This is a genomic window from Escherichia sp. MOD1-EC5189, from assembly GCF_002966045.1.
Lineage (GTDB): Bacteria > Pseudomonadota > Gammaproteobacteria > Enterobacterales > Enterobacteriaceae > Escherichia > Escherichia coli_F.
The window spans coordinates 12904-37665 of the sequence record NZ_PTRX01000037.1; the positions used below are offsets into that span (position 1 = coordinate 12904).

Consider the following 24762-nt stretch of genomic DNA (forward strand, 5'->3'; position numbering starts at 1 on the left):
ACTATTTCGCAACGTCGCGCTTGTGGCTAAAATAGCCGCCATTTTTCAGCTACTGGATAAGAATGTGACCGTATCTTCTCATCGACTTGAACTGTTAAGCCCGGCACGCGATGCCGCCATTGCCCGCGAAGCTATTTTGCACGGTGCCGATGCTGTTTATATCGGCGGCCCTGGTTTTGGTGCCCGTCATAATGCCAGTAATAGCCTGAAAGATATTGCCGAACTAGTGCCGTTTGCCCATCGTTATGGTGCAAAAATTTTCGTCACGCTTAACACCATTTTGCATGATGATGAGCTGGAACCTGCGCAACGGCTGATTACCGACCTCTACCAGACCGGCGTCGATGCGCTGATTGTTCAGGATATGGGGATTCTGGAACTTGATATTCCGCCGATTGAACTGCACGCCAGTACGCAGTGCGATATTCGCACAGTAGAAAAAGCGAAGTTCCTCTCTGATGTTGGCTTTACGCAGATTGTGCTGGCGCGAGAGCTGAATCTTGAGCAGATCCGCGCGATTCACCAGGCCACGGACGCGACCATTGAATTCTTTATTCATGGTGCATTGTGCGTGGCCTATTCTGGTCAGTGCTACATTTCTCATGCGCAAACAGGGCGTAGCGCCAACCGTGGCGATTGCTCGCAGGCATGCCGTTTGCCATACACATTGAAAGACGATCAGGGGCGGGTGGTTTCCTATGAAAAACATCTGCTGTCGATGAAAGATAACGATCAGACTGCCAACCTCGGCGCGCTGATTGATGCTGGCGTACGCTCCTTCAAGATTGAAGGGCGTTACAAAGATATGAGCTACGTGAAGAATATCACCGCCCATTATCGTCAGATGCTGGACGCCATTATTGAAGAACGTGGCGATCTGGCGCGCGCTTCATCAGGTCGTACTGAACATTTCTTTGTTCCATCGACGGAAAAGACTTTCCACCGAGGCAGCACAGACTACTTTGTTAACGCCCGTAAAGGGGATATCGGCGCGTTCGACTCCCCCAAGTTTATCGGCCTGCCGGTCGGTGAAGTATTAAAAGTGGCGAAGGATCATCTCGATGTTGCCGTCACCGAGCCGTTAGCAAATGGCGATGGTCTGAATGTGATGATTAAACGTGAAGTGGTTGGCTTTCGCGCCAATACAGTCGAAAAAACCGGGCAAAATCAGTACCGCGTCTGGCCAAATGAGATGCCTGCGGATTTGCATAAAATTCGTCCGCATCATCCGCTTAATCGTAATCTGGACCATAACTGGCAGCAGGCGTTGACCAAAACATCCAGCGAACGTCGCGTAGCGGTAGACATTGAACTGGGCGGCTGGCAGGAACAACTGATTCTGACCCTGACCAGTGAAGAGGGCGTCAGCGTCACGCATACGCTGGATGGACAATTCGACGAAGCTAATAACGCCGAAAAAGCGCTTAATAACCTGAAAGATGGTCTGGCTAAGCTGGGGCAAACCATCTATTACGCCCGCGATGTGCAAATTAACCTGCCTGGTGCGCTGTTTGTACCAAACAGTCTGTTAAACCAGTTCCGCCGTGAAGCAGCCGATATGCTTGATGCTGCGCGTCTTGCCAGTTACCAGCGCGGCAGCCGTAAACCGGTTGCTGATCCTGCGCCGGTTTATCCGCAAACGCATCTGAGTTTCCTCGCGAACGTATACAACCAGAAAGCGCGTGAATTTTATCATCGCTATGGTGTGCAACTGATTGATGCGGCGTATGAAGCGCATGAAGAGAAGGGGGAAGTGCCGGTAATGATCACCAAGCATTGTCTGCGCTTTGCCTTCAATCTGTGTCCGAAACAGGCAAAAGGTAACATCAAAAGCTGGAAGGCGACGCCAATGCAACTGGTTAATGGCGATGAAGTATTAACGCTAAAGTTCGATTGTCGCCCATGTGAGATGCACGTCATTGGCAAAATCAAAAATCACATACTGAAAATGCCGTTACCGGGAAGCGTAGTGGCATCCGTTAGTCCGGATGAGCTGCTGAAAACATTGCCGAAGCGAAAAGGGTAAAACGCCAGTTTTCGGGTTACTCACCACTCATCCAATCTGCATGATATTGCCTGTCGGGTAAGGCGTTATGCCGCATCCGGCAACAAATGACTCAACGCTGTCCCGCTTCTGGTTTGCGCGATTTTTGCCAGTAAAAATGCTCGCGCAAACCTTCCGCCGACTCTTCCGCCACAGCACGTAATTCATCGCTGTCCGCTTCATGACGCAGCTGATGATCCACATTCTTTACCCACATAAATTCATGTCCTTTGTGCCCTGCCATGAGTTGTCCTGAGAACAGTGCACACGTTAATAAGACAACCGATAACGCCTTCGAAAACATCCCGCCACCTTTTTCTGACCTTTTGCCGCTATGATGCCGATCGTTTCTTGAGGTTATTATTCAGTTTTGCAAATTAGCGCAAAGAAATTCTGGAATCTTCCTTCCTGATTTTGCATTGCATTCTGCCGTTGCGGCGATTTAGTGCTATTTTCGAGCACATTACACACGGAGGTAAACTTCGCCATTAAATAGTCACGATCACTTTATTGAAGTGCCTTTGAGCGTCGCCTCTAAGGTATTGCTGTTAAATCCTTTTTTACAGTCAGAAATCACTCAGCAAGAGTTAGCCAGGCGAATTGGCAAACCTAAACAGGAAATTACTCGCTTATTTAACTTGCACCATGCGACAAAAATCGACGCCGTCCAGCTTGCAGCTAAGGCGCTTGGCAAAGAGTTATCGCTGGTGATGGTTTGATAACAGTTAATGAAAAGTTGTCATTTTTAACAACTGATATAGACTGCCGAATCACCTGCACATAATAACGATTCGATAATGAAAAAATACCAGCAGCTTGCAGAACAATTACGCGAGCAGATTGCGTCGGGTATCTGGCAACCCGGAGATCGTTTGCCTTCGTTGCGTGACCAGGTGGCGCTTTCTGTCATGAGCTTTATGACTGTCAGCCATGCCTATCAGTTGCTCGAAAGTCAGGGATATATTATCGCGCGACCGCAATCGGGTTATTACGTTGCGCCACAGGCAATAAAAATGCCGAAAGCGCCAGTCATTCCAGTCACTCGAGATGAAGCAGTCGATATCAACACCTATATTTTTGATATGTTGCAGGCCAGTCGCGATCCGTCGGTAGTTCCGTTTGCCTCGGCCTTTCCCGACCCGCGACTTTTCCCCCTCCAACAACTAAACCGCTCGCTGGCGCAGGTAAGCAAAACCGCCACGGCGATGAGCGTGATTGAAAACTTACCGCCAGGAAACGCAGAACTGCGTCAGGCTATTGCTCGTCGCTATGCCTTACAGGGCATCACTATTTCTCCTGATGAAATTGTCATTACCGCCGGGGCGTTAGAGGCATTAAACCTCAGTTTACAAGCGGTAACGGAACCAGGCGATTGGGTGATAGTAGAGAATCCTTGTTTCTACGGCGCGTTGCAGGCGCTGGAGCGGTTACGGCTGAAGGCGTTATCGGTGGCGACGGATGTGAACGAAGGGATCGACCTTCAGGCGCTGGAACTGGCGTTGCAGGAGTATCCGGTGAAAGCGTGCTGGCTGATGACTAATAGCCAGAATCCGCTCGGTTTTACCTTAACGCCGCAGAAAAAAGCGCGGCTGGTAGCGTTGCTCAATCAGTACAACGTAACGCTGATTGAAGATGACGTTTACAGCGAACTTTATTTTGGACGGGAAAAACCGCTGCCTGCGAAAGCGTGGGATCGCCACGATGGTGTTTTGCATTGCTCTTCGTTTTCGAAATGTCTGGTGCCTGGTTTTCGTATTGGTTGGGTCGCCGCCGGAAAACATGCACGTAAAATTCAACGCTTGCAGTTGATGAGTACGCTTTCCACCAGCTCACCGATGCAGCTTGCGCTGGTGGATTACCTTTCCACGCGCCGATACGACGCCCATCTTCGTCGCCTGCGTCGCCAGCTTGCGGAACGTAAACAACGTGCCTGGCAGGCACTGCTGCGTTATCTGCCTGCGGAAGTGAAAATTCATCATAATGACAGCGGTTATTTTCTCTGGCTGGAACTCCCCGCGCCGTTAGATGCGGGCGAATTAAGCCTGGCAGCACTGACGCATCATATCAGTATTGCGCCGGGTAAAATGTTTTCTACCGGTGAAAACTGGTCACGTTTTTTTCGTTTTAATACTGCATGGCAGTGGGGCGAGCGCGAAGAACAGGCGGTTAAGCAATTAGGCAAACTTATTCAAGAACGGCTGTAATAGCGTTTAATTTAATTCCTCTTAGGTTGGGTAATATGAATTTCGAATAGCAGTCATATTTCCTAACCCCTTGTCTATACTCCAGAAGATAATCTCACAGACGGCATAATGCGCGGTAGCTCACAACCTGATTAAATTTTCTCAGGGGCGAAGGTGTGCCTGCAAGCCGCCGTCTATGGTTAAACAAGGAGATATTTTTACGGCACGGCGGCTGAACAATTAATTACGACAGGAGTAAGACCTTATGAGCAAGACATTTGCCCGCAGCAGCCTGTGTGCGCTCACCATGACAATAATGACCGCTCACGCCGCCGAACCGCCTACCAATTTAGATAAACCGGAAGGGCGACTGGATATTATCGCCTGGCCGGGATACATCGAACGCGGACAAACTGATAAACAATACGACTGGGTAACGCAATTCGAAAAAGAGACAGGTTGCGTGGTGAATGTAAAAACCGCCGCGACGTCCGATGAAATGGTCAGTCTGATGACCAAAGGGGGTTACGATCTGGTTACGGCGTCCGGCGATGCCTCGCTGCGCCTGATTATGGGTAAACGCGTGCAGCCGATTAATACCGCATTGATTCCCAACTGGAAAGCGCTCGATCCGCGCGTGGTTAAAGGCGACTGGTTTAACGTTGGCGGCAAAGTTTACGGCACTCCTTACCAATGGGGGCCGAACCTGCTGATGTACAACACGAAAACCTTCCCGACGCCGCCGGATAGCTGGCAAGTGGTTTTTGTTGCGCAGAATCTGCCGGACGGTAAGAGCAATAAAGGCCGCGTTCAGGCTTATGATGGCCCTATTTATATTGCGGATGCTGCGTTGTTCGTTAAAGCCACTCAGCCGCAGTTGGGCATCAGCGATCCGTATCAACTCACCGAAGAACAGTACCAGGCGGTGCTGAAAGTGCTGCGCGATCAACATAGTTTGATCCATCGCTACTGGCATGACACTACCGTGCAAATGAGCGATTTCAAAAACGAGGGTGTGGTTGCTTCCAGTGCATGGCCCTATCAGGCCAACGCCCTGAAAGCCGAAGGCCAGCCTGTCGCTACCGTTTTCCCGAAGGAGGGCGTTACCGGTTGGGCTGACACCACCATGCTACATAGCGAAGCGAAACATCCGGTTTGCGCCTACAAATGGATGAACTGGTCATTAACGCCAAAAGTGCAGGGCGATGTGGCGGCCTGGTTTGGCTCGTTACCGGTAGTGCCGGAAGGGTGTAAAGCCAGTCCGTTATTAGGCGAAAAAGGTTGTGAAACAAACGGTTTTAACTATTTCGATAAAATCGCCTTCTGGAAAACGCCTATAGCAGAAGGGGGCAAGTTTGTTCCCTACAGTCGCTGGACGCAGGATTATATTGCCATTATGGGCGGCCGCTAACTTCGCTGGGGTGTTTTATGACGTACGCAGTGGAGTTTGACAACGTATCGCGACTGTATGGTGATGTGCGCGCGGTAGATGGTGTCAGTATTGCGATAAAAGATGGTGAGTTTTTCTCAATGCTGGGGCCGTCTGGCTCCGGCAAAACCACCTGCCTGCGCCTGATTGCTGGATTCGAACAGCTTTCCGGCGGGACTATATCTATCTTTGGTAAACCCGCCAGCAATCTGCCACCGTGGGAGCGGGACGTGAATACCGTTTTCCAGGACTACGCGCTTTTTCCGCATATGTCGATTCTTGACAACGTGGCCTATGGGCTGATGGTCAAAGGGGTGGATAAAAAACAGCGACACGTAATGGCGCAAGAGGCGCTGGAGAAAGTGGCGCTCGGATTTGTACAGCAACGTAAACCGTCACAACTTTCTGGTGGTCAGCGTCAGCGGGTTGCCATTGCCAGAGCGTTAGTGAATGAACCGCGCGTATTGCTGCTGGATGAACCGCTCGGCGCGCTGGATCTTAAGCTGCGTGAGCAGATGCAACTGGAGCTGAAAAAGCTGCAACAGTCTCTTGGCATCACCTTTATTTTCGTCACCCACGATCAGGGCGAAGCGTTATCGATGTCCGATCGTGTTGCGGTATTCAACAACGGTCGTATTGAGCAGGTCGATTCCCCGCGCGATCTCTATATGCGTCCGCGCACGCCGTTTGTTGCCGGATTCGTCGGGACATCGAATGTATTTGATGCGCTGATGGCAGAGAAACTTTGTGGTATGACGGGAAGTTTCGCCCTGCGACCAGAGCATATCCGCCTCAATATATCCGGCGAAGTGCAGGCTAATGGCACTATTCAGGCTGTACAGTATCAGGGGGCGACGACCCGTTTTGAACTGAAACTGGACGACGGTGAAAAACTGCTGGTGAGTCAGGCCAATATCACAGGCGAAGAACTGCCTGCCACGCTCACGCCCGGACAACAGGTGATGGTTTCCTGGTCGCGCGATGTAATGGTGCCGCTGGTTGAGGAGAGGTGAATGGCGATGAACGTATTGCAATCACCTGCGCGCCCAGGGTTGGGTAAGGTGTCAGGTTTCTTCTGGCGAAAACCGGGACTGGGGCTGTTTTTGCTGCTGCTTGGTCCGCTGATGTGGTTTGGCATTGTCTATTTTGGTTCACTCCTGACGCTGTTATGGCAGGGCTTTTATACCTTTGACGATTTCACCATGTCGGTAACGCCAGAACTGACGCTGGCGAATATCCGCGCGCTGTTTAATCCGGCGAATTACGACATCATCCTCCGCACGCTAACCATGGCTGTGGCTGTCACTATCGCCAGCGCCATTCTGGCTTTTCCGATGGCGTGGTATATGGCGCGCTATACCAGCGGGAAAATGAAAGCGTTCTTCTATATTGCGGTGATGCTGCCAATGTGGGCAAGCTACATTGTTAAAGCTTATGCCTGGACATTATTGCTGGCAAAAGATGGCGTGGCGCAGTGGTTTTTACAACATCTGGGGCTGGAACCACTGCTGACAGCGTTCCTTACATTACCAGCGGTGGGCGGTAACACGTTGTCAACTTCCGGGCTGGGGCGCTTTCTGGTGTTTCTCTATATCTGGCTGCCGTTCATGATCCTGCCCGTGCAGGCGGCGCTTGAGCGTTTGCCGCCGTCATTGTTGCAGGCGTCGGCTGATCTTGGCGCGCGTCCACGGCAAACCTTTCGCTATGTGGTGCTGCCGCTGGCGATCCCGGGTATTGCCGCTGGCTCTATCTTTACCTTTTCACTCACACTGGGCGATTTTATCGTTCCGCAGCTGGTTGGCCCTCCAGGATATTTTATCGGCAATATGGTTTATTCCCAGCAGGGGGCGATTGGCAATATGCCGATGGCTGCGGCATTCACCCTGGTGCCGATTGTTCTCATCGCACTGTACCTGGCGTTCGTGAAACGTCTGGGAGCATTCGATGCACTCTGAACGCGCACCGTTTTTCCTTAAACTGGCGACCTGGGGCGGCGTGGTTTTCCTTCATTTTCCCATCCTGATTATCGCCGCCTATGCTTTTAATACCGAAGATGCAGCGTTTAGTTTTCCACCGCAAGGCCTGACGCTGCGCTGGTTTAGCGTGGCAGCACAGCGTAGTGATATTCTTGATGCTGTGACACTGTCACTTAAAGTGGCGGCGCTGGCGACATTAATTGCGCTGGTATTAGGGACACTGGCCGCTGCTGCGCTGTGGCGTCGGGACTTTTTCGGTAAAAGCGCCATTTCATTGTTATTGCTGCTGCCCATTGCGCTGCCGGGCATTGTCACTGGTCTGGCGCTATTAACTGCTTTTAAAACCATCAATCTGGAGCCGGGATTTTTCACCATCGTGGTCGGTCATGCGACTTTTTGCGTAGTGGTGGTGTTTAACAATGTCATCGCCCGTTTTCGCCGCACCTCGTGGAGTCTGGTTGAGGCGTCAATGGATCTTGGGGCCAATGGCTGGCAAACCTTCCGCTACGTAGTGTTGCCGAATCTCAGTTCGGCGCTACTGGCAGGAGGAATGCTGGCGTTTGCCTTGTCGTTCGATGAAATCATCGTTACGACCTTTACGGCAGGTCATGAACGAACGTTACCGTTGTGGTTGCTCAATCAGCTTGGGCGACCACGTGATGTACCGGTAACCAACGTGGTGGCACTGCTGGTTATGTTGGTAACAACCTTGCCGATCCTGGGGGCCTGGTGGCTAACCCGCGAAGGCGACAATGGTCAATAACCACTGATACAGGAATATGCTATGCAACATAAGTTACTGATTAACGGAGAACTGGTTAGCGGCGAAGGGGAAAAACAGCCTGTCTATAATCCGGCAACGGGGGACGTTTTACTGGAGATTGCCGAGGCATCCGCAGAGCAGGTGGATGCTGCTGTTCGCGCGGCAGATGCAGCATTTGCCGAATGGGGGCAAACCACGCCGAAAGCGCGTGCGGAATGCCTGCTGAAACTGGCCGATGTTATTGAAGAAAATGGTCAGGTTTTTGCCGAACTGGAGTCCCGTAATTGTGGCAAACCGCTGCATAGTGCGTTCAATGATGAAATTCCGGCGATTGTCGATGTCTTTCGCTTTTTCGCCGGGGCGGCGCGCTGCCTCAATGGTCTGGCGGCCGGCGAATACCTTGAAGGTCATACTTCAATGATCCGTCGGGATCCGTTGGGGGTCGTGGCTTCTATCGCACCGTGGAATTATCCGCTGATGATGGCCGCGTGGAAACTGGCTCCGGCGCTGGCGGCAGGGAACTGCGTAGTGCTTAAACCATCAGAAATTACGCCGCTGACAGCGTTGAAGCTGGCTGAACTGGCGAAAGATATCTTCCCGGCTGGCGTGATTAATGTGCTGTTTGGCAGAGGCAAAACAGTGGGCGATCCGCTGACCGGACATCCCAAAGTGCGGATGGTGTCGCTGACGGGCTCTATCGCCACCGGCGAGCACATCATCAGCCATACAGCGCCGTCTATTAAGCGTACTCATATGGAACTTGGTGGCAAAGCGCCAGTGATTGTTTTTGATGATGCTGATATTGAAGCAGTGGTCGAAGGTGTTCGTACTTTTGGCTATTACAATGCCGGACAGGATTGTACTGCGGCTTGTCGGATCTACGCGCAAAAAGGTATTTACGATACGCTGGTGGAAAAACTCGGTGCTGCAGTGGCAACGTTAAAATCTGGTGCGCCGGATGACGAGTCCACAGAGCTTGGACCGTTAAGTTCGCTGGCACATCTCGAACGTGTCAGCAAGGCGGTAGAAGAGGCGAAAGAGACAGGGCACATCAAAGTGATCACCGGTGGTGAAAAGCGCAAGGGTAATGGTTATTACTACGCGCCTACGCTGCTGGCTGGCGCGTTACAGGACGATGCCATCGTTCAAAAAGAGGTATTTGGTCCGGTGGTGAGCGTGACGGCCTTTGACAATGAAGAACAGGTGGTGAACTGGGCGAATGACAGCCAGTACGGACTTGCATCTTCGGTATGGACTAAAGATGTGGGCAGGGCGCATCGTGTCAGCGCACGGCTGCAATATGGTTGTACCTGGGTCAATACCCATTTCATGCTGGTAAGTGAAATGCCGCACGGTGGGCAGAAACTTTCTGGTTACGGCAAGGATATGTCACTTTATGGACTGGAGGATTACACCGTCGTCCGCCATGTCATGGTTAAACATTAAGTTAAATGCTAGTGGCTGTTATATGAAATTATATGATGGCCACTATCGTTTGAAGTTTTGAGTCATTGGCGATTAATAATAATGAATACATTAAAACGAGTGGAAAAGTTAGACGACTATTATGCGCTAAAGGTATGATGGTGATTTTTCATCCTGTCATGGTTGATTCATAGAAGACTTTAGAGTATCGTTATTCAACTAATAATTTATAAGTAAAAGTAGAAATCTTTAGTATGAACGTACAGTTATATAAATTCACGGAAGATAAAAATAAAAACATTACCTTTAGGTGGACGAAAAAACACTTTGAATTTTGCATGGATAATAAAATATTTTTAAATCATAAAGGGAAGAAGTCTTACAAAGAAAGGAATTTATTTCTTTTCTCAAAAGGTGACAAAATATCAATTGAAGAGAATGTTATTGCTGAAGAATATTCAACAATGCCTGTAAAAAATTTTTCCAGTGTAGGTGCATTTTCATTTCCAACTTGTCATTTTTCAGGGAATATACATATAGGACGATTTTGTAGTATTGCATCAAATGTAAAAATAATGGGTGGAAATCATCCTATGAATCGTTTTACTACTCACATGATGACTTATAACGGTGAATTTGATAAATTTGCCTTGAGTGAGTTCGAACGACCCTGGACATTGAAACCATTCATTACCAAACCTGAAAATCCGATTATAGGAAACGATGTCTGGATAGGAAATGATGTTGTATTGAAAGGTGGCATCGCAATAGGTGATGGTGCTGTTATTGCTGCCAATTCCGTTGTTACCAAAGATGTGCCACCATATGCCATAGTTGCAGGAGTTCCTGCAAAAATAATCAGATTTAGATTTGATTCAAATATTATTGATGAATTGTTGAGAATTAAGTGGTGGAATTATAATTACTCAGATCTTCCGGATAATAACAAATGTGATGATATAAATTATTTTGTTGAAGAGATGAATCGATTGATATCAAATGGAAATATTCAAGAGAGGGACTATAAAAAATTCAATCTTTCTGAGATATTCAGAGATCTATAATTGTCTGTTTTACATGATAAATGGGCAGATAACCAGTGCGGGGTTTGCAATTTCAATGGGACAGCGTCCTCAAGGAGGTTGCAAACATCCTGCCATGCATATACTTTATGCCATCTTTTTATATTTACTTTATTCCCTGAAAGTATAAAGCATTTATAGACCCCGCGCGTCTAAAGTAATGACGATAGAAAAATGTGAAAACAAAGTTCCCTTTGAATCAGTAAGCTGTCTGTAAGGACGATAGGAGGGGGATGTTTTCTACTTATTTCAATGTAGATGTCAGCAAAAAGAAGTAAATATTAAGGATAATGTTGTAAACCTGGAGAGTATGAGATGATCTTGCGTACTGTCAGAGCACTGATTTCTCTGACAGTACGTGCTGCGTGCAAAATCACTACATCAAATAAACCAGCCAAATCTCATAGAGATAAGAGTAAACAAACCAACAGCAGCAAAGACATTTATCAGTACTACAGTTCTACTGGAAACATTCATTTTTGCCACCTTTTATCATTGCCCCTATGTGTATAGTACGGGTTAAGAAAATCCGCAATAATACTTATTCTGAAGATGGATAAGGGCAAGTTGCTGTTGATGATTTTTTCTCAAACTGGTGAAAAAACTTGATGCACGTCAAAAAATGACGCATATTTGCGCGCGTTTTATTCATCTGGCTGGACGCCCGTACATGTCTCTCTATCAACACATGCTTGTTTTTTATGCGGTTATGGCAGCAATCGCATTTCTTATCACCTGGTTTCTTTCTCACGATAAGAAACGCATCCGTTTCTTAAGCGCCTTTCTGGTGGGGGCAACATGGCCGATGAGTTTCCCGGTGGCGCTGTTGTTTTCACTGTTTTAAATCTTACGCACTGGCTTGACGGCACCACGCAGACTTATATCATTTGGATGAATCGATAAATTTCACAAGTGGCTAAGGAGAAAGTATGTCGCATCTTGATGAAGTCATCGCGCGCGTGGATGCCGCGATTGAAGAGAGCGTCATTGCCCATATGAACGAATTATTAATCGCCCTGAGCGATGACGCGGAGTTAAGTCGGGAAGATCGCTACACCCAGCAGCAGCGTCTGCGCACAGCGATCGCCCATCACGGTCGCAAGCATAAAGAAGATATGGAAGCGCGCCACGAACAGTTAACCAAAGGCGGCACCATCCTCTGATTAAAATGTGCGCCTGGCCACCAGCCAGGCGCCAACCACAAGTAAAATTGCGCCACAAATTGGGCCGATCAACGCCCGTAGTGGTACGCCCTGGCTGCGGAAGATATCCAGCACCAGACCACCAATCAGTTGGCTGGCGACCAGTACTGCAATAGTTGTCGCCGCTCCCAAATTCTGATATCCGCTGATACTGGCGAAGACAAAAAACGATCCCAGCAAGCCAGGTATAAGTGTCCACCAGCGCACGCTGGACACCAGTTCGCCAAACCCCGCCATGCCTTGTTTAAACCATAAAATAGAAACAAAGAGCACAATCCCTACCAGTGAGTTCAGCAACATGGCGATGAGAATGGTAGAGGAGGTCTGGGTGATGCGCACCATCAGCGTGTTCTGGACGACCAGACCAATCCCGGCGGCAATCAAAAAGGCAAGGGTAAGCGACTGATTCATCAGATTGCGTCCGGTTCACTGCGTTCGTCGAGTTGCAACTGCATAAATGTCAGATCCAGCCAGCGCCCAAATTTAGTGCCCACCTGCGGCATTTGTGCGGTGATGACAAATCCCAGCGACTGGTGGAGATGCAGCGAAGCCTGATTTTGCGATTCGATCCCGGCGACCATAACATGCTTCCCGCAATCCCGCGCTTCATCAATCAATCGGCTTAACAATTTACGCCCAAGACCTTTGCCCTGATGATCAGGATGGACATAAACCGAATGCTCCACGGTATGGCGAAAACCATCGAAACTACGCCAGTCGCCAAACGAGGCATATCCCGTCACTACGCCATCTTCTTCACTCACCAGCACCGGATAACCTGCTATGGTCCGCGCTTCAAACCAGGCAATGCGGTTATCTGCATCCACCGTTTGGTCATTCCAGATAGCCGCCGTATACAACACGGCGTGGTTATAAATTTCCGCAATGGCAGCACAGTCGGCTTTGCGGGCAAAACGGATGGACATGTCTGGCCTCGATAAAATAATGATAATGACGTTATCAATACTATCGAAAACAGCCCGAAGCAACGGATTCCTCGATGAAATTATTGCGTGTTGCAGAGGGGATGTGACGACTGCAAACAAAACCAATCCTGCGAGCCTGCTACTATTGATGGATTCATGCCAAAAGCACAGGAGAGCATTATGGGGCAACAAAAGCAGCGTAATCGACGTTGGGTTCTGGCCTCGCGTCCGCATGGCGCGCCGGTTCCGGAGAATTTTCGTCTTGAAGAAGATGATGTCGCCACACCGGGTGAAGGACAGGTATTACTGCGCACAGTTTATTTGTCACTGGACCCGTATATGCGTGGACGTATGAGCGATGAGCCATCTTATTCACCGCCGGTTGACATTGACGGCGTGATGGTCGGCGGTACGGTGAGCCGTGTTGTGGAGTCAAATCATCCTGATTACCAGCCTGGTGACTGGGTGCTGGGCTACAGTGGATGGCAGGACTATGACATATCCAGTGGTGATGATTTGGTGAAACTTGGCGATCATCCGCAAAATCCATCGTGGTCGCTGGGTGTGCTGGGGATGCCAGGCTTTACCGCTTATATGGGCCTGCTGGATATCGGTCAGCCCAAAGAAGGCGAAACGTTGGTGCTAGCTGCAGCGACAGGACCAGTGGGGGCGACGGTGGGGCAAATCGGCAAACTTAAAGGTTGCAGAGTGGTGGGGGTAGCTGGTGGCGCGGAAAAATGCCGCCATGCTACCGAGGTGTTGGGCTTCGATGTCTGCCTTGACCATCACGCGGATGATTTTGCCGAGCAACTGGCGAAAGCGTGCCCAAAAGGTATCGATATTTATTATGAAAACGTTGGCGGTAAGGTATTTGATGCGGTGCTACCGTTACTCAATACATCCGCGCGCATTCCCGTCTGCGGCTTAGTGAGCAGCTATAACGCTACAGAGCTACCACCCGGTCCGGATCGATTACCTCTGTTGATGGCAACGGTGCTGAAAAAACGCATTCGCTTGCAAGGGTTTATTATTGGTCAGGATTATGGTCACCGTATCCATGAGTTTCAGCAGGAGATGGGACAATGGGTGAAAGAGGGGAAAATTCACTATCGTGAACAAATTACCAACGGTTTGGAGAACGCCCCACAGACGTTTATCGGCCTGCTGAAGGGTAAAAACTTTGGCAAAGTGGTGATCCGCGTGGCGGATGATGATTAAAGATACGACGGCGGCATAAAGCCGCCATAAAAATCCAGGCAAAAAGCTTATTTTCAGCTTTAATTAACTGACCACATCATTATTCTGCTGCTAATAACTACAAAGGTGAGTGGCTTATGATTATTCATTTTAACACACCAGGTGAACGCCTTCTGCTATGCAGGCAGGGTCGGAAAGAAAACACGCGAAGGAAGTAAAATGCCTGGAACGGAAAAAATGAAACATGTCAGTTTGACTATGCAGGTTGAGAACGACCTGAAACATCAACTAAGTATTGGCGCACTAAAACCTGGCGCACGCCTGATTACTAAAAATCTGGCGGAGCAATTAGGTATGAGTATTACACCCGTGCGTGAAGCATTATTACGTCTGGTTTCGGTGAATGCGCTCTCTGTCGCACCAGCGCAAGCATTTACAGTTCCGGAAGTGGGGAAAGGTCAATTAGACGAAATCAATCGGATCCGCTACGAGCTGGAATTAATGGCAGTTACTCTGGCTGTAGAAAACCTCTCCTCGCAAGATATAGCGGAACTTCAGAAATTGCTCGATAAATTACAGCAGGCGCAAGAAAAGGGCGACATGGAACAAATCATTAATGCGAACAGGTTATTTCGCTTAGCGATTTATCATCGTTCAAATATGCCCATCCTGTGTGAGATGATTGAGCAACTGTGGGTCAGGATGGGACCTGGTTTACATTATCTTTATGAAGCGATTAATCCAGCGGAATTACAGGATCGTATAGAAAGCTATCATGAACTACTCGCCGCGTTGAAAGTAAAAGACAAAGAGCGATGCAGACATTGTCTTACTGAAATTATGCAACAAAATGTTGCTATGTTATACCAGCAATATAATCGTTAAATTAAATGCCCGGCAAATACCGGGCATCAAGATAATCACTCAAATCGCCACGCAACATTCACGCCGATACCATAATTTCGCCCGGGCGCAGGTTCGTAATATCGCCCGTTTGACTCATTGACAATGACAGAACCAACGTATTCCTTATCGAATAAATTATCGACACGACCAAATAAATCCACAGTTAAATTGTGGTAATTGTATTTATACCCGGAGAATAAGCCGACGAGAGTATAAGATGGCGCTTTGGCCGTATTTTCATCATCGGCCATAATATCGCCCATATAACGCGCTTCCGTACCTGCATACCAGCCATCTTCCGGTACATAACCTATCGACGCAAAGCCCATATTACGGGCGATCCCCGGCATCCGGTTACCGTTACAATCTTGATCATTGCACACATTGCTGCGATAGGTCGCATCAAGCCAGGTCCAGGACGCTTTTATGCGAAAATCTCCCGCGAAACGTTGATCCCATGCCAGCTCAGCACCTTGACGACGGGTCTTTCCGGCATTTTTATAAGTCGTACGTCCACCGCTACTGCTATCGACAACAATTTCATCATCGGTGTCGGTCTGGAACAATGCGAGACTAAGCAGCCCATCACCAATACGCGTTTTACTGCCGATCTCAATTGTATCGTTGGTGGATGGTTTTAAACCAAAGTTCATACCGCTTTGACCGTCAGCACGATAAGACAGCTCATTAATCGTCGGCGTTTCAAAACCACGCCCGGCTGCCAGATAGATATTCCAGGCATCGGTCATTGCATATTTTAACGATCCGACTGGTAGCCATTTGTGATAACTGGCATCACCACTGTCATCGCCGTTACCCGGAGTAATGTAATGATCGTTGGAATCAAACCATACGGAGCTGTAGCGCACGCCAGCATCCAGCGACAGTTTTTCGCTCAGCTGCCACTGCGTTTGTAAATAAGGATCGACGTTCCACATCAGATTGCGTTCGTCGCGGCGCAACTCACCTTTTTGCCCGTACTCCGGCACACCGCTGTTCAGGCGGAAGTTGTTGTAGCCTTTACGGTTTTCACTCATGTTTTCGTAGTTCAGGCCGGTAGTGAACGTGACCGGAACACCCAGTTCGCCACGGTGTGTCCAGCGGCTGTCTATCCCCTGATAATGGCGTTGTAGAGTAATCACGCCGCCCGCATGCGACGGGTTAAGTTGGGGGGCCATCGGGATTGACTGGTACTGGGTCGTTTCTCGCTCTCCGGCATACATCATCACACTCATATCATCTTGCGCGCTCAGGCTACGCTCATAGCGCAACCCAGCCTGAGTTTGCTTGATGGTTTTTCGCGTGTCGTACTGTTCAGCGCGTGGCGCTTGTTGCGGATTCGCCTTCCATTCTGCTTCAGTTAGCCCACCAGGGTCATCTGCTTTGATATCCACACTATTGAAAATCAGGCTTAATTTGCTGGCGTCATCAATGCGAACGCCCAGTTTGGCATTGGCTAAATTTTTCTGTGCGCCACTATGATCACGATAGCCGTGGGTCGTAAAACGCGTGGTTGAGACGGTGTAATCGACATCACCGGGCTGTGTGCCGTCTCCCGTTGCGCCCGTTGCTTTCAGCCCATAGCGCCAGCTGCCAAAACTGCCGTAGTAACTACTGGCTTCAATGGTTGGTGGCTGTTGTCCGGTCTGGGTGGTGACATTCATTACACCGCCAGACGCGTTGCCATACAGGGCAGAGAAGGGGCCACGCAGCACTTCCACATTTTGCACACTGTTTAAATCGATGTTGGATGTTTGCCCTTGTCCGTCGGGCATTGTGGCGGGAATACCGTCGACATACAGGCGAATACCGCGAATACCGTAAGTGGAGCGGGAGCCAAATCCGCGAATCGACAGCTGTAAATCTTGCGCATAGTTCTGCCGGTTTTGTACCTGCAAACCAGGCACGCCGGTCAGTGATTCGGACAAGTTAATGCGCGGTGTTGCCAGGCGCATCTCCTCGCCATCCACCACGCTTACTGCTGCTGGGGTATCCAGTTCTGAAACCACCTGCGGTGCGGCACTGACAATCATAGTCTGTTCATCAGCGGCAAAAACAACGGGGGAAAGGACAAGCAGTGCGGGCAAAACGGTCTGTCGGACGGAAAAAATCTTCATGAAAAAGCCAGGTTAAGAATGGGAAAACACCGTCATGGTAATGAAATTGTAAATTTATGGAAAATGAAACGGCACAATACGTTAAGTAATTGAGAAAATTGTAGTCGTAACGGCAAGAAATGCTCCACATTTGAGAAAATAATGATTACCATTCCCATTTATAACAAGAGCGTAACGATGATTACGCTTAGCGAAGCATTGTGAAGCAGCAAAAATATCGGTTCATCAAAGGGAGTCGTCATGCATTTACGTCATCTGTTTTCATCGCGCCTGCGTGGTTCATTACTGTTAGGTTCATTGCTTGTTGCCTCATCATTCAGTACGCAGGCCGCAGAAGAAATGCTGCGTAAAGCGGTAGGTAAAGGTGCCTACGAAATGGCTTATAGCCAGCAAGAAAACGCGCTGTGGCTCGCCACTTCGCAAAGCCGCAAACTGGATAAAGGTGGCGTGGTTTATCGTCTTGATCCGGTCACTCTGGAAGTGACGCAGGCGATCCATAACGATCTCAAGCCGTTTGGTGCCACCATCAATAACACGACTCAGACGTTGTGGTTTGGTAACACCGTAAACAGCGCCGTCACGGCGATAGATGCCAAAACGGGCGAAGTGAAAGGCCGTCTGGTGCTGGATGATCGTAAGCGCACGGAAGAGGTGCGCCCGCTGCAACCGCGTGAGCTGGTAGCTGATGATGCCACGAACACCGTTTACATCAGTGGTATTGGTAAAGAGAGCGTGATTTGGGTCGTTGATGGCGAGAATATCAAACTGAAAACCGCCATCCAGAACACCGGTAAAATGAGTACCGGTCTGGCGCTGGATAGCAAAGGCAAACGTCTTTACACCACTAATGCCGATGGTGAATTGATTACCATCGACACCGCCGACAATAAAATCCTCAGCCGTAAAAAGCTGCTGGATGATGGCAAAGAGCACTTCTTTATCAACATCAGCCTCGATACCGCCAATCAGCGTGCATTTATCACCGATTCTAAAGCGGCAGAAGTGCTAGTGGTCGATACCCGTAATGGCAATATTCTGGCGAAGGTTGCGGCACCGGAATCACTGGCTGTGCTGTTTAACCCAGCGCGTAATGAAGCCTACGTAACGCATCGTCAGGCAGGTAAAGTCAGTGTGATTGACGCGAAAAGCTATAAAGTGGTGAAAACGTTCGATACGCCGACCCATCCGAACAGCCTGGCGCTGTCTGCCGATGGCAAAACGCTGTATGTCAGTGTGAAACAAAAATCTACTAAACAGCAGGAAGCTACTCAGCCGGACGATGTGATTCGTATTGCGTTGTAATAGATATGGCGAGGGTGAAAACGGAGAGACTTGCCTGACTTTTATCACGCCGCATCCGGCACCCTCGTTTCTAATCTGAATTTGCCCGGCACATAGCCGGGCAATTTTGCAATTAACTCGCCGTCTCTGGCTTAAACACAATTTCCTGTTTTTCTTCATCTTCCTCGAAGACTGGCGCAGTGCTATGAATTTCTGCAACGCGTTTGCGCACACCAAACCAACCTACAACCAGCAGAAGGCCAATAATTGGCAGCGCAGCGATGGTGTAAGTCCCGTTCGGATAATCGAACGCCATAAGCACCAGTACACTCAGTAAAAACAGTAATGTCAGCCACGACGTAAAGGGCGCACCTGGGAGTTTAAAACTGACATCCGCTGCTTTGCCTTCTTTAATCGCTTTACGCAGGCGCATCTGGCACACGATGATAAACGCCCATGAAGCGATGATTCCCAGCGACGCGAAGTTCAACACAATCTCAAATACGCGCGACGGCACCAGATAGTTAAGGAATACGCCAACAACATAAACGACCAGCGTCGCCAGGATCCCGGCATACGGCACATGCTGACGGCTCATTTTCGCCATAAAACTCGGTGCGGAACCGCCCATCGCCATTGAGCGCAGAATACGTCCGGTGCAGTACAGACCTGAGTTCAAGCTGGAGAGGGCAGCGGTCAGCACCACAATGTTCATAATGCTGCCGATATATGGCACACCCAGTTTAGAGAAAAACGTCACGAACGGACTTTGCCCCGCCTGATACGCGCTCCACGGCAATAACATAACCAGCAACACCACGGAGCCGACGTAAAACAGGCCAATACGCCAAATCACACTGTTAATGGCTTTAGGCACCATGGTCTGCGGATCTTTACATTCTCCGGCAGCTGTACCCACCATTTCAATGGAGGCAAAAGCAAACACTACGCCCTGAATCAACACCAGCGCAGGCAGTAAACCGTGGGGGAAGAAGCCGCCATTATCGGTAATTAAATGAAAGCCAGTGGTGTTGCCATCCAGCGGCTGACCGCTACCGAGGAACACTGTACCCACGACCAAAAAGGTCACGATGGCGAGCACTTTAATAAGCGCAAACCAGAACTCCATCTCCGCAAACCATTTCACACCAATCATATTCATGGTGCCAACGATGGTTAGCGCAGCGAGCGCAAATACCCACTGCGGTACACCACCAAATGCGCCCCAGTAATGCATATACAGTGCGACGGCGGTGATATCGACAATCCCGGTCATCGCCCAGTTAATGAAGTACATCCAGCCTGCAATGTAAGCGGCTTTCTCTCCTAAAAACTCTCGGGCATAAGAAACAAAGCTGCCACTGGAAGGGCGATGTAACACCAGTTCACCCAATGCCCGCAGAATAAAAAACGAAAACAAGCCACATATTAAATAAACCAGTGCCAGCGCAGGACCCGCCATTTGCAGTCGGGCTCCTGCACCTAAAAACAAGCCGGTGCCAATCGCGCCGCCAATGGCGATCATCTGTACCTGGCGATTGCCCATCGCTTTGTGATACCCCTCTTCGTGGGCATTAAGCCATCGGCGTTTCGCGGCGTGTTGATCTGAAGTGTCGGTGTCGTGTTTACTCATTGCTCTCCCTGATTGCTTTAATGAAAAAGTAATATAAGTTGCCGTGAACAATGTTTATTCATCCTGGCGATGACAAGATTCACCATTATTCTTTATGGGTATAACTGTCGGCGCAGAATCCTACCTTTTATCGTGTAACGATGCAAAATAATCCCGCTATAAATATGCGGGGATAAAGGCGGCCGGCAACAAAATAGCAACCTGATGAAATTATGACGGAAACAACCACTATTGGTTTGATGATACCCGACGGCAGTCCTACTCTTGCGCCACTCGTTCGTCGCTCTGAACGCCAGTGGTTGCAGTGGACACTGGCGTGGTTGGATCATTGAATAGTGAGGGGCTAGCACATGGCAGGTTTCAGGGGTAATACGCCAAATGCCGATACAATTGCTGATTAAATGAGCCAGTTGCCGACGTTACAGAAAAGGCTAAAAAATGTAAAAGGCATGTAGGGTGATAAACGCGCTATTGCCTGACAGGAGTTTCTGGAATTAGTCCTGTTCCATGGTCATTACAACGCTTAAAACATGACTTCAATATAATTAATGTGTATATCATTCTCGATATTAATTTATGAAGTGAATTTGATATATTCCGAATTCTTAATTTACATTACTAATGTATGGGGCATAACGTTAAGATTGCTATGTGCAGATTAAAATATCAGGGTGGGGCGGTAGCGTTTACAGATATTAATCAATTGATGGGAGTTATGATAACTGCGTAATCATTTGCATCGGTTATTGATATTGAAGATAGATTAATAAAAATGCTGAGAATTAAGGTTAAAAAATCATAACGGGAAACGTTGATAACTTGCTTTGATTTCATTTTCTATGAAGATGATGCCATCAATACTGCATAAAGTGGAAATGTTGAACATCAAAGAGCGTTTGTGTTTTATCTGAAAGATATTATTTCCAGGGGAAAGGATATATCATTAAGGAGAATGACATCTGGTGAATTAACATTGGCCAGATCGATTTTTGAGAATACAATTGATTATAGCAAGGTATGGATCCACAATGAAAAATATTTGCCTGGTCAAGGGGAAAGAACAGCGATGACCCCAAACGGGGAAATGTATTATCCTGATGCTGTTTATAGTTCAGATTTTTCATCGCAAGCAATGCCTGGTGATCGTGAAACAGTTGCAGGTGCTTCTCACTTGTTTATTCATGAAACGATGCATGTTTGGCAATATCAGAAAGGGTATGCAGTTAAGTTGCGTGGTTTATTTTCCTGGGCGGCAAATTATCATTACGATCTTAATTTACAGTCAATTTCTTCTTATTCTATGGAACAACAAGCATCTATAGTTGCTGATTATTGGCTATTGATTAACTATGGATTGGTCGCTGATTTGGCAAATGTTAACTATGTAAGTGATACAACAGAATCAGTGAATACTCTATCGGAAAAATACAAGAAGGTGCTTAATTTATTTCCTGCTGGTGTCATATGAAGAGATTCTTTTTGTTATTCTTTTTATCGGGATGCACTGTTGGTGATTATGTTCGCCCATTGTTACCCGGTAATGTATATTTACAAGACGGGCGGGTTTGTTCAAAAACAGACGATGGGAATATTATTTCAAATTATATTTTATATGAAGGTAAATATGGCAATGCAATAAAATTGAAAAGAGTGACAGGTCAGTTCGATCCCGTATGTATTGACATAAGTGAGCTATCTTCAGATGTTATGTATATCGGGAAATATGTGCTCTCTTCCGGAAGTACAAAAGAATATTATGGTTTTAGCATAATTAGAACCGGGGAACGTATTTTAAGACTTGATGATAATCATATCAAATAACAGATTAAATAATTTTATTGGTTTTATTAATGTACTTTAGGTGAATGTTTCCACCAGGTTAACATGATGGTGCATTCTTCAAGGCATATATGGTTGATAGTATCTTCAGTAGCACGCATAAGTATTGAGATGTTTTATGCCAGCTACGAATATATTGCATATTTTATTCTCTGTAAGATTTCTTATTAGCACTTAGCCATTTCTAGTTAAAAGGATTAATTATGAGTTTTGCAGCTACAGATTATCCATCCGGCGCACTAACTGGATCGGGTACACATAACGTGACTTTGAGCGGCAGCGCAGTTCCTGATGGAATGTTACTGTTTGCAAGCTTAGGGGGTACAGAAACAGTAGGGGAACTATTTACTTATTCTATTAAATTAAAAACTCCTGACATCCTGAACCTGGGCTATGTTTCCCCCGCAGCCAACCTGCAGCTCAAACCGATGGTGGGCAAAGATCTGTGCGTCAATATCGAATTGGATGGCGGCGGAAAACGTTATATCAGCGGGCTGGTGACGGCGGCACGCGTGGCTGGTCATCAAGGACGTTCGGTGGTGTATGAACTGCGACTCGAACCGTGGTTAAAAATACTGACCCACACTAGTGACTACAAAGCGTTTCAGAATAAAAACGTGGTGGACATCCTGGATGAGGTACTGGATGAGTACCCCTGGCCAGTGGAAAAACGATTGGTGGAAAATTATCCGACTCGCGCCTGGCAGGTGCAGTACGGTGAAACAGATTTCGATTTTATTCAGCGCCTGATGCAGGAGTGGGGTATCTACTGGTGGTTTGAGCACAACGAGAACAGTCACACGTTAGTGCTGGCTGATGCCATTAATGTCCACAAGGCGTGCGCAGATTCGCCACTGGTGTGTTATTACCAGAAAGGGCTGAAACTGGACAAGGAATTTATCCATACCATCACAGCAAATGAAAGCCTGCGCAGCGGACAGTGGGTACTAAATGATTTCGACTTTATGAAGCCGCGTTCACTGCTGAAGAGCACCGTGGCTAATCCGCGTGAAACTGGCCTTGCTGAATATGAGCACTACGAATGGCCGGGAGACTACTTCACAAAGAGTGAGGGTGAAATGCTGACACGCATTCGCATGGAAGAACAGCGTAGCCCCGGTAGTCGGGTACAGGGCAGCGGCAATATTCGTACCCTGATGACAGGTTTTACCTTCACCCTGGAAAACTATCCGACAGCCGAAGTGAACCGGGAATATCTGCTGGTACAGACCACGCTATTTATACAGGACAATGCGCAACACAGCGGCCAGGAGCAGCATTTCTCTTACTCAACCAGCTTTGAACTGCATCCCACCAGCGAAGTTTACCGCCCACAACGAACCCTGAGCAAACCCCACACTAAAGGCCCGCAGAGCGCCATCGTCACCGGCCCGGCAGGGCAGGAAATCTGGACAGATAAATATGGCCGGGTGAAAGTTCAGTTTGGCTGGGATCGTTACGGTAAGAATGACGAAAATAGTTCCTGCTGGGTCCGTGTCAGTTATCCGTGGGCGGGTAAAGGATTCGGTGGCATTCAGATCCCGCGCATTGGTCAGGAAGTACTGGTGGATTTCAAAAACGGTGATCCGGATTTACCGATAATCGTTGGGCGTACCTACAACCAGGACACCATGCCACCGTGGGGACTACCGGGCGCAGCGACGCAAAGCGGATTTTACAGTCACACTATCGGCGGCGGCCCGAGCAATGCTAACGCCTTGCGTTTTGAGGATAAAACTGGCGGAGAAGAAATCTGGTTGCATGCCGAGAAAGATCAACGCATTGAAGTAAATAATAATGAAAGCCACTGGGTGGGCAATAATCGCCTTAAAGTCATTGATAAAACAGAAACTGCGATTATTGGTGAGAAACGTTCTCTAACAGTCCAGACGGATGATACCTCCCTTGCCGGACGAAATAAAACGATTCAGGCCGTACAGAATTTACGCCTTGCTGCGGGAGATTCCATTATTCTTAGCTGCGGAGAAACTATCCTGCAAATGACCAGTGACGGAATATTTAATATAACCTGTAAGAATTTTAATATTACCGCAACGGAAAATGGAAAGATAAATACACAATCAGGGCAGCTTGATTTAAATATGAATGACAGAACGGCAGATATACCTCCGCCTGGAACATCGGAGAAAACAGCCCTTCAGTTGGCAATAGACGTCACCTTCATGACTAAAAAATAAATAAAAACCATCATTAAACAATTTATTAATTAAAAAGGACTCATACCATTATGACGGAGTATTATCTCAATGAAACTGTTGTAACTTTCCCCGGGAATATTATTCAGGACAGTACGATTAATATGCTGCGTCTCAGCGATCCCGACGCTGCACTCATTATCAGCCGGGGCCAGATGCAGGAAGGAGACGAATTAGCCTCCCAGATTGAACAGCAAATGAAAAAACTGGAGAAACAGGTAAAGGATCTTCACTACACGCCCGTTCAGGTAACACGGGTGGGGATTAATGACGGTGAAGAAGGGCTGGAAATACAGAGCCAGTTTCTCCGGGGTAACGAGCAGGTGTACCAGTGTCAGGTGGCATTTGTGTTGCCGGGTGAGCGGGTCATGATGGCCTTCACCTACGCCAGAACCACACCGCTGACCCCGGCAGATATGACGCGCTGGGCTGAAATTAAAAAGAATCTGCGCTTCAGGATACGGCGGGAAGCCGGGACGAATTAATCACACAGGGAACGGGACATGGAAGAGGCATTCTGGGCGGCAAGGCAGGGTGATGCCC

At 48.2% G+C, this 24762-nt stretch carries 24 protein-coding genes and 1 pseudogene; 19 read left to right on the forward strand and 6 right to left on the reverse strand.

The genetic code is table 11. The features are described from left to right. The first annotated feature begins 64 nt into the window (after positions 1-64). Entirely contained in the window at positions 65-2026 is a 1962-nt protein-coding gene (gene rlhA, locus ATB02_RS22485) for a 23S rRNA 5-hydroxycytidine C2501 synthase (RefSeq protein WP_001353206.1), read from the forward strand. Positions 2027-2117: 91 nt separating this feature from the next. Here rlhA and ATB02_RS22490 read toward each other — a convergent pair whose 3' ends face one another. Beyond that, positions 2118-2348: a DUF2554 family protein gene (locus tag ATB02_RS22490; RefSeq protein ID WP_000491567.1), complete on the reverse strand. Its 231-nt coding sequence runs from the start codon at positions 2346-2348 to the stop codon at positions 2118-2120. A gap of 178 nt (positions 2349-2526) precedes the next feature. Here ATB02_RS22490 and hicB point away from each other — a divergent pair. The 8 genes and pseudogenes from hicB to ATB02_RS22530 form a co-directional block, all read left to right on the forward strand. Further along, positions 2527-2763 (forward strand): annotated as a pseudogene (gene hicB, locus ATB02_RS22495) (type II toxin-antitoxin system antitoxin HicB); the annotation flags it as partial. Positions 2764-2841: 78 nt separating this feature from the next. After that, positions 2842-4248: an aminotransferase-like domain-containing protein gene (locus tag ATB02_RS22500; protein ID WP_105272268.1), complete on the forward strand. Its 1407-nt coding sequence runs from the start codon at positions 2842-2844 to the stop codon at positions 4246-4248. 244 nt (positions 4249-4492) lie between these two features. After that, on the forward strand, positions 4493-5638 hold the full coding sequence (gene ydcS, locus ATB02_RS22505; protein ID WP_105272269.1) for a putative ABC transporter substrate-binding protein YdcS: 1146 nt from the start codon (positions 4493-4495) through the stop codon (positions 5636-5638). 17 nt (positions 5639-5655) lie between these two features. Then, complete coding sequence (locus ATB02_RS22510; protein WP_105272270.1) at positions 5656-6669, forward strand: ABC transporter ATP-binding protein; 1014 nt, start codon at positions 5656-5658, stop codon at positions 6667-6669. Beyond that, complete coding sequence (locus ATB02_RS22515) at positions 6670-7611, forward strand: ABC transporter permease (RefSeq protein WP_039020866.1); 942 nt, start codon at positions 6670-6672, stop codon at positions 7609-7611. Then, complete coding sequence (locus tag ATB02_RS22520; protein ID WP_105272271.1) at positions 7601-8395, forward strand: ABC transporter permease; 795 nt, start codon at positions 7601-7603, stop codon at positions 8393-8395. The genes ATB02_RS22515 and ATB02_RS22520 overlap by 11 nt, the downstream gene beginning before the upstream one ends. Before the next feature lie 21 nt (positions 8396-8416). After that, positions 8417-9841, forward strand: coding sequence for an aminobutyraldehyde dehydrogenase (gene patD / locus ATB02_RS22525; RefSeq protein WP_001163863.1), 1425 nt, complete (start codon positions 8417-8419; stop codon positions 9839-9841). Between the two features lie 233 nt (positions 9842-10074). After that, positions 10075-10884 (forward strand): CatB-related O-acetyltransferase, encoded by an 810-nt coding sequence (locus ATB02_RS22530; RefSeq protein ID WP_105267397.1) that lies wholly within the window; start codon positions 10075-10077, stop codon positions 10882-10884. Between the two features lie 399 nt (positions 10885-11283). On the opposite strand, the gene yncL is transcribed toward ATB02_RS22530, so the two are convergent. Then, entirely contained in the window at positions 11284-11379 is a 96-nt protein-coding gene (yncL, locus tag ATB02_RS22535; RefSeq protein ID WP_001303494.1) for a stress response membrane protein YncL, read from the reverse strand. Positions 11380-11572: 193 nt separating this feature from the next. On the opposite strand from yncL, the gene ortT reads away from it, so the two are divergent. Then, on the forward strand, positions 11573-11746 hold the full coding sequence (ortT, locus tag ATB02_RS22540; RefSeq protein ID WP_000061178.1) for an orphan toxin OrtT: 174 nt from the start codon (positions 11573-11575) through the stop codon (positions 11744-11746). Between the two features lie 85 nt (positions 11747-11831). Continuing rightward, positions 11832-12065, forward strand: coding sequence for a DUF2526 family protein YdcY (ydcY, locus tag ATB02_RS22545; RefSeq protein ID WP_000018633.1), 234 nt, complete (start codon positions 11832-11834; stop codon positions 12063-12065). On the opposite strand, the gene ATB02_RS22550 is transcribed toward ydcY, so the two are convergent. Together ATB02_RS22550 and ATB02_RS22555 are read right to left on the reverse strand one after the other, a co-directional pair. Beyond that, positions 12066-12515, reverse strand: coding sequence for a DMT family transporter (locus ATB02_RS22550; protein WP_105272272.1), 450 nt, complete (start codon positions 12513-12515; stop codon positions 12066-12068). After that, on the reverse strand, positions 12515-13030 hold the full coding sequence (locus ATB02_RS22555) for a GNAT family N-acetyltransferase (protein WP_000027557.1): 516 nt from the start codon (positions 13028-13030) through the stop codon (positions 12515-12517). The genes ATB02_RS22550 and ATB02_RS22555 overlap by 1 nt, the downstream gene beginning before the upstream one ends. Positions 13031-13210: 180 nt before the next feature. Between ATB02_RS22555 and curA the strand changes: the two genes are divergently transcribed. Further along, positions 13211-14248, forward strand: a complete 1038-nt coding sequence (gene curA / locus ATB02_RS22565) for an NADPH-dependent curcumin/dihydrocurcumin reductase (RefSeq protein WP_105272273.1) — start codon at positions 13211-13213, stop codon at positions 14246-14248. 198 nt (positions 14249-14446) lie between these two features. Then, positions 14447-15112, forward strand: a complete 666-nt coding sequence (gene mcbR / locus ATB02_RS22570; RefSeq protein ID WP_105272274.1) for a colanic acid/biofilm transcriptional regulator McbR — start codon at positions 14447-14449, stop codon at positions 15110-15112. 35 nt (positions 15113-15147) lie between these two features. On the opposite strand, the gene pqqU is transcribed toward mcbR, so the two are convergent. Further along, positions 15148-17250: a TonB-dependent receptor PqqU gene (gene pqqU / locus ATB02_RS22575; RefSeq protein WP_105272275.1), complete on the reverse strand. Its 2103-nt coding sequence runs from the start codon at positions 17248-17250 to the stop codon at positions 15148-15150. 240 nt (positions 17251-17490) lie between these two features. On the opposite strand from pqqU, the gene yncE reads away from it, so the two are divergent. Beyond that, positions 17491-18552 carry a 7-bladed beta-propeller protein YncE gene (gene yncE, locus ATB02_RS22585; RefSeq protein WP_105268474.1) on the forward strand — a complete coding sequence of 354 codons (1062 nt, stop codon included), beginning with the start codon at positions 17491-17493 and terminating at the stop codon, positions 18550-18552. A gap of 112 nt (positions 18553-18664) precedes the next feature. On the opposite strand, the gene ansP is transcribed toward yncE, so the two are convergent. Next, positions 18665-20164 (reverse strand): L-asparagine permease, encoded by a 1500-nt coding sequence (gene ansP, locus ATB02_RS22590; RefSeq protein ID WP_105272276.1) that lies wholly within the window; start codon positions 20162-20164, stop codon positions 18665-18667. Between the two features lie 212 nt (positions 20165-20376). Between ansP and ATB02_RS22595 the strand changes: the two genes are divergently transcribed. The 5 genes from ATB02_RS22595 to ATB02_RS22615 all read left to right on the forward strand — a co-directional run bounded on the left by ATB02_RS22595 (position 20377) and on the right by ATB02_RS22615 (position 24704). Beyond that, on the forward strand, positions 20377-20496 hold the full coding sequence (locus ATB02_RS22595; RefSeq protein WP_072000954.1) for a glutathione S-transferase: 120 nt from the start codon (positions 20377-20379) through the stop codon (positions 20494-20496). A 605-nt stretch (positions 20497-21101) separates the two neighbouring features. Then, positions 21102-21632, forward strand: a complete 531-nt coding sequence (locus ATB02_RS22600) for a type IV secretion protein Rhs (protein ID WP_198600592.1) — start codon at positions 21102-21104, stop codon at positions 21630-21632. Next, positions 21629-21985: a hypothetical protein gene (locus tag ATB02_RS22605; protein WP_105272278.1), complete on the forward strand. Its 357-nt coding sequence runs from the start codon at positions 21629-21631 to the stop codon at positions 21983-21985. The genes ATB02_RS22600 and ATB02_RS22605 overlap by 4 nt, the downstream gene beginning before the upstream one ends. Before the next feature lie 221 nt (positions 21986-22206). Next, on the forward strand, positions 22207-24201 hold the full coding sequence (locus ATB02_RS22610; protein ID WP_105272279.1) for a type VI secretion system Vgr family protein: 1995 nt from the start codon (positions 22207-22209) through the stop codon (positions 24199-24201). Positions 24202-24251: 50 nt separating this feature from the next. After that, positions 24252-24704 carry a DcrB-related protein gene (locus tag ATB02_RS22615; protein ID WP_105272280.1) on the forward strand — a complete coding sequence of 151 codons (453 nt, stop codon included), beginning with the start codon at positions 24252-24254 and terminating at the stop codon, positions 24702-24704. Positions 24705-24762: the final 58 nt, after the last annotated feature.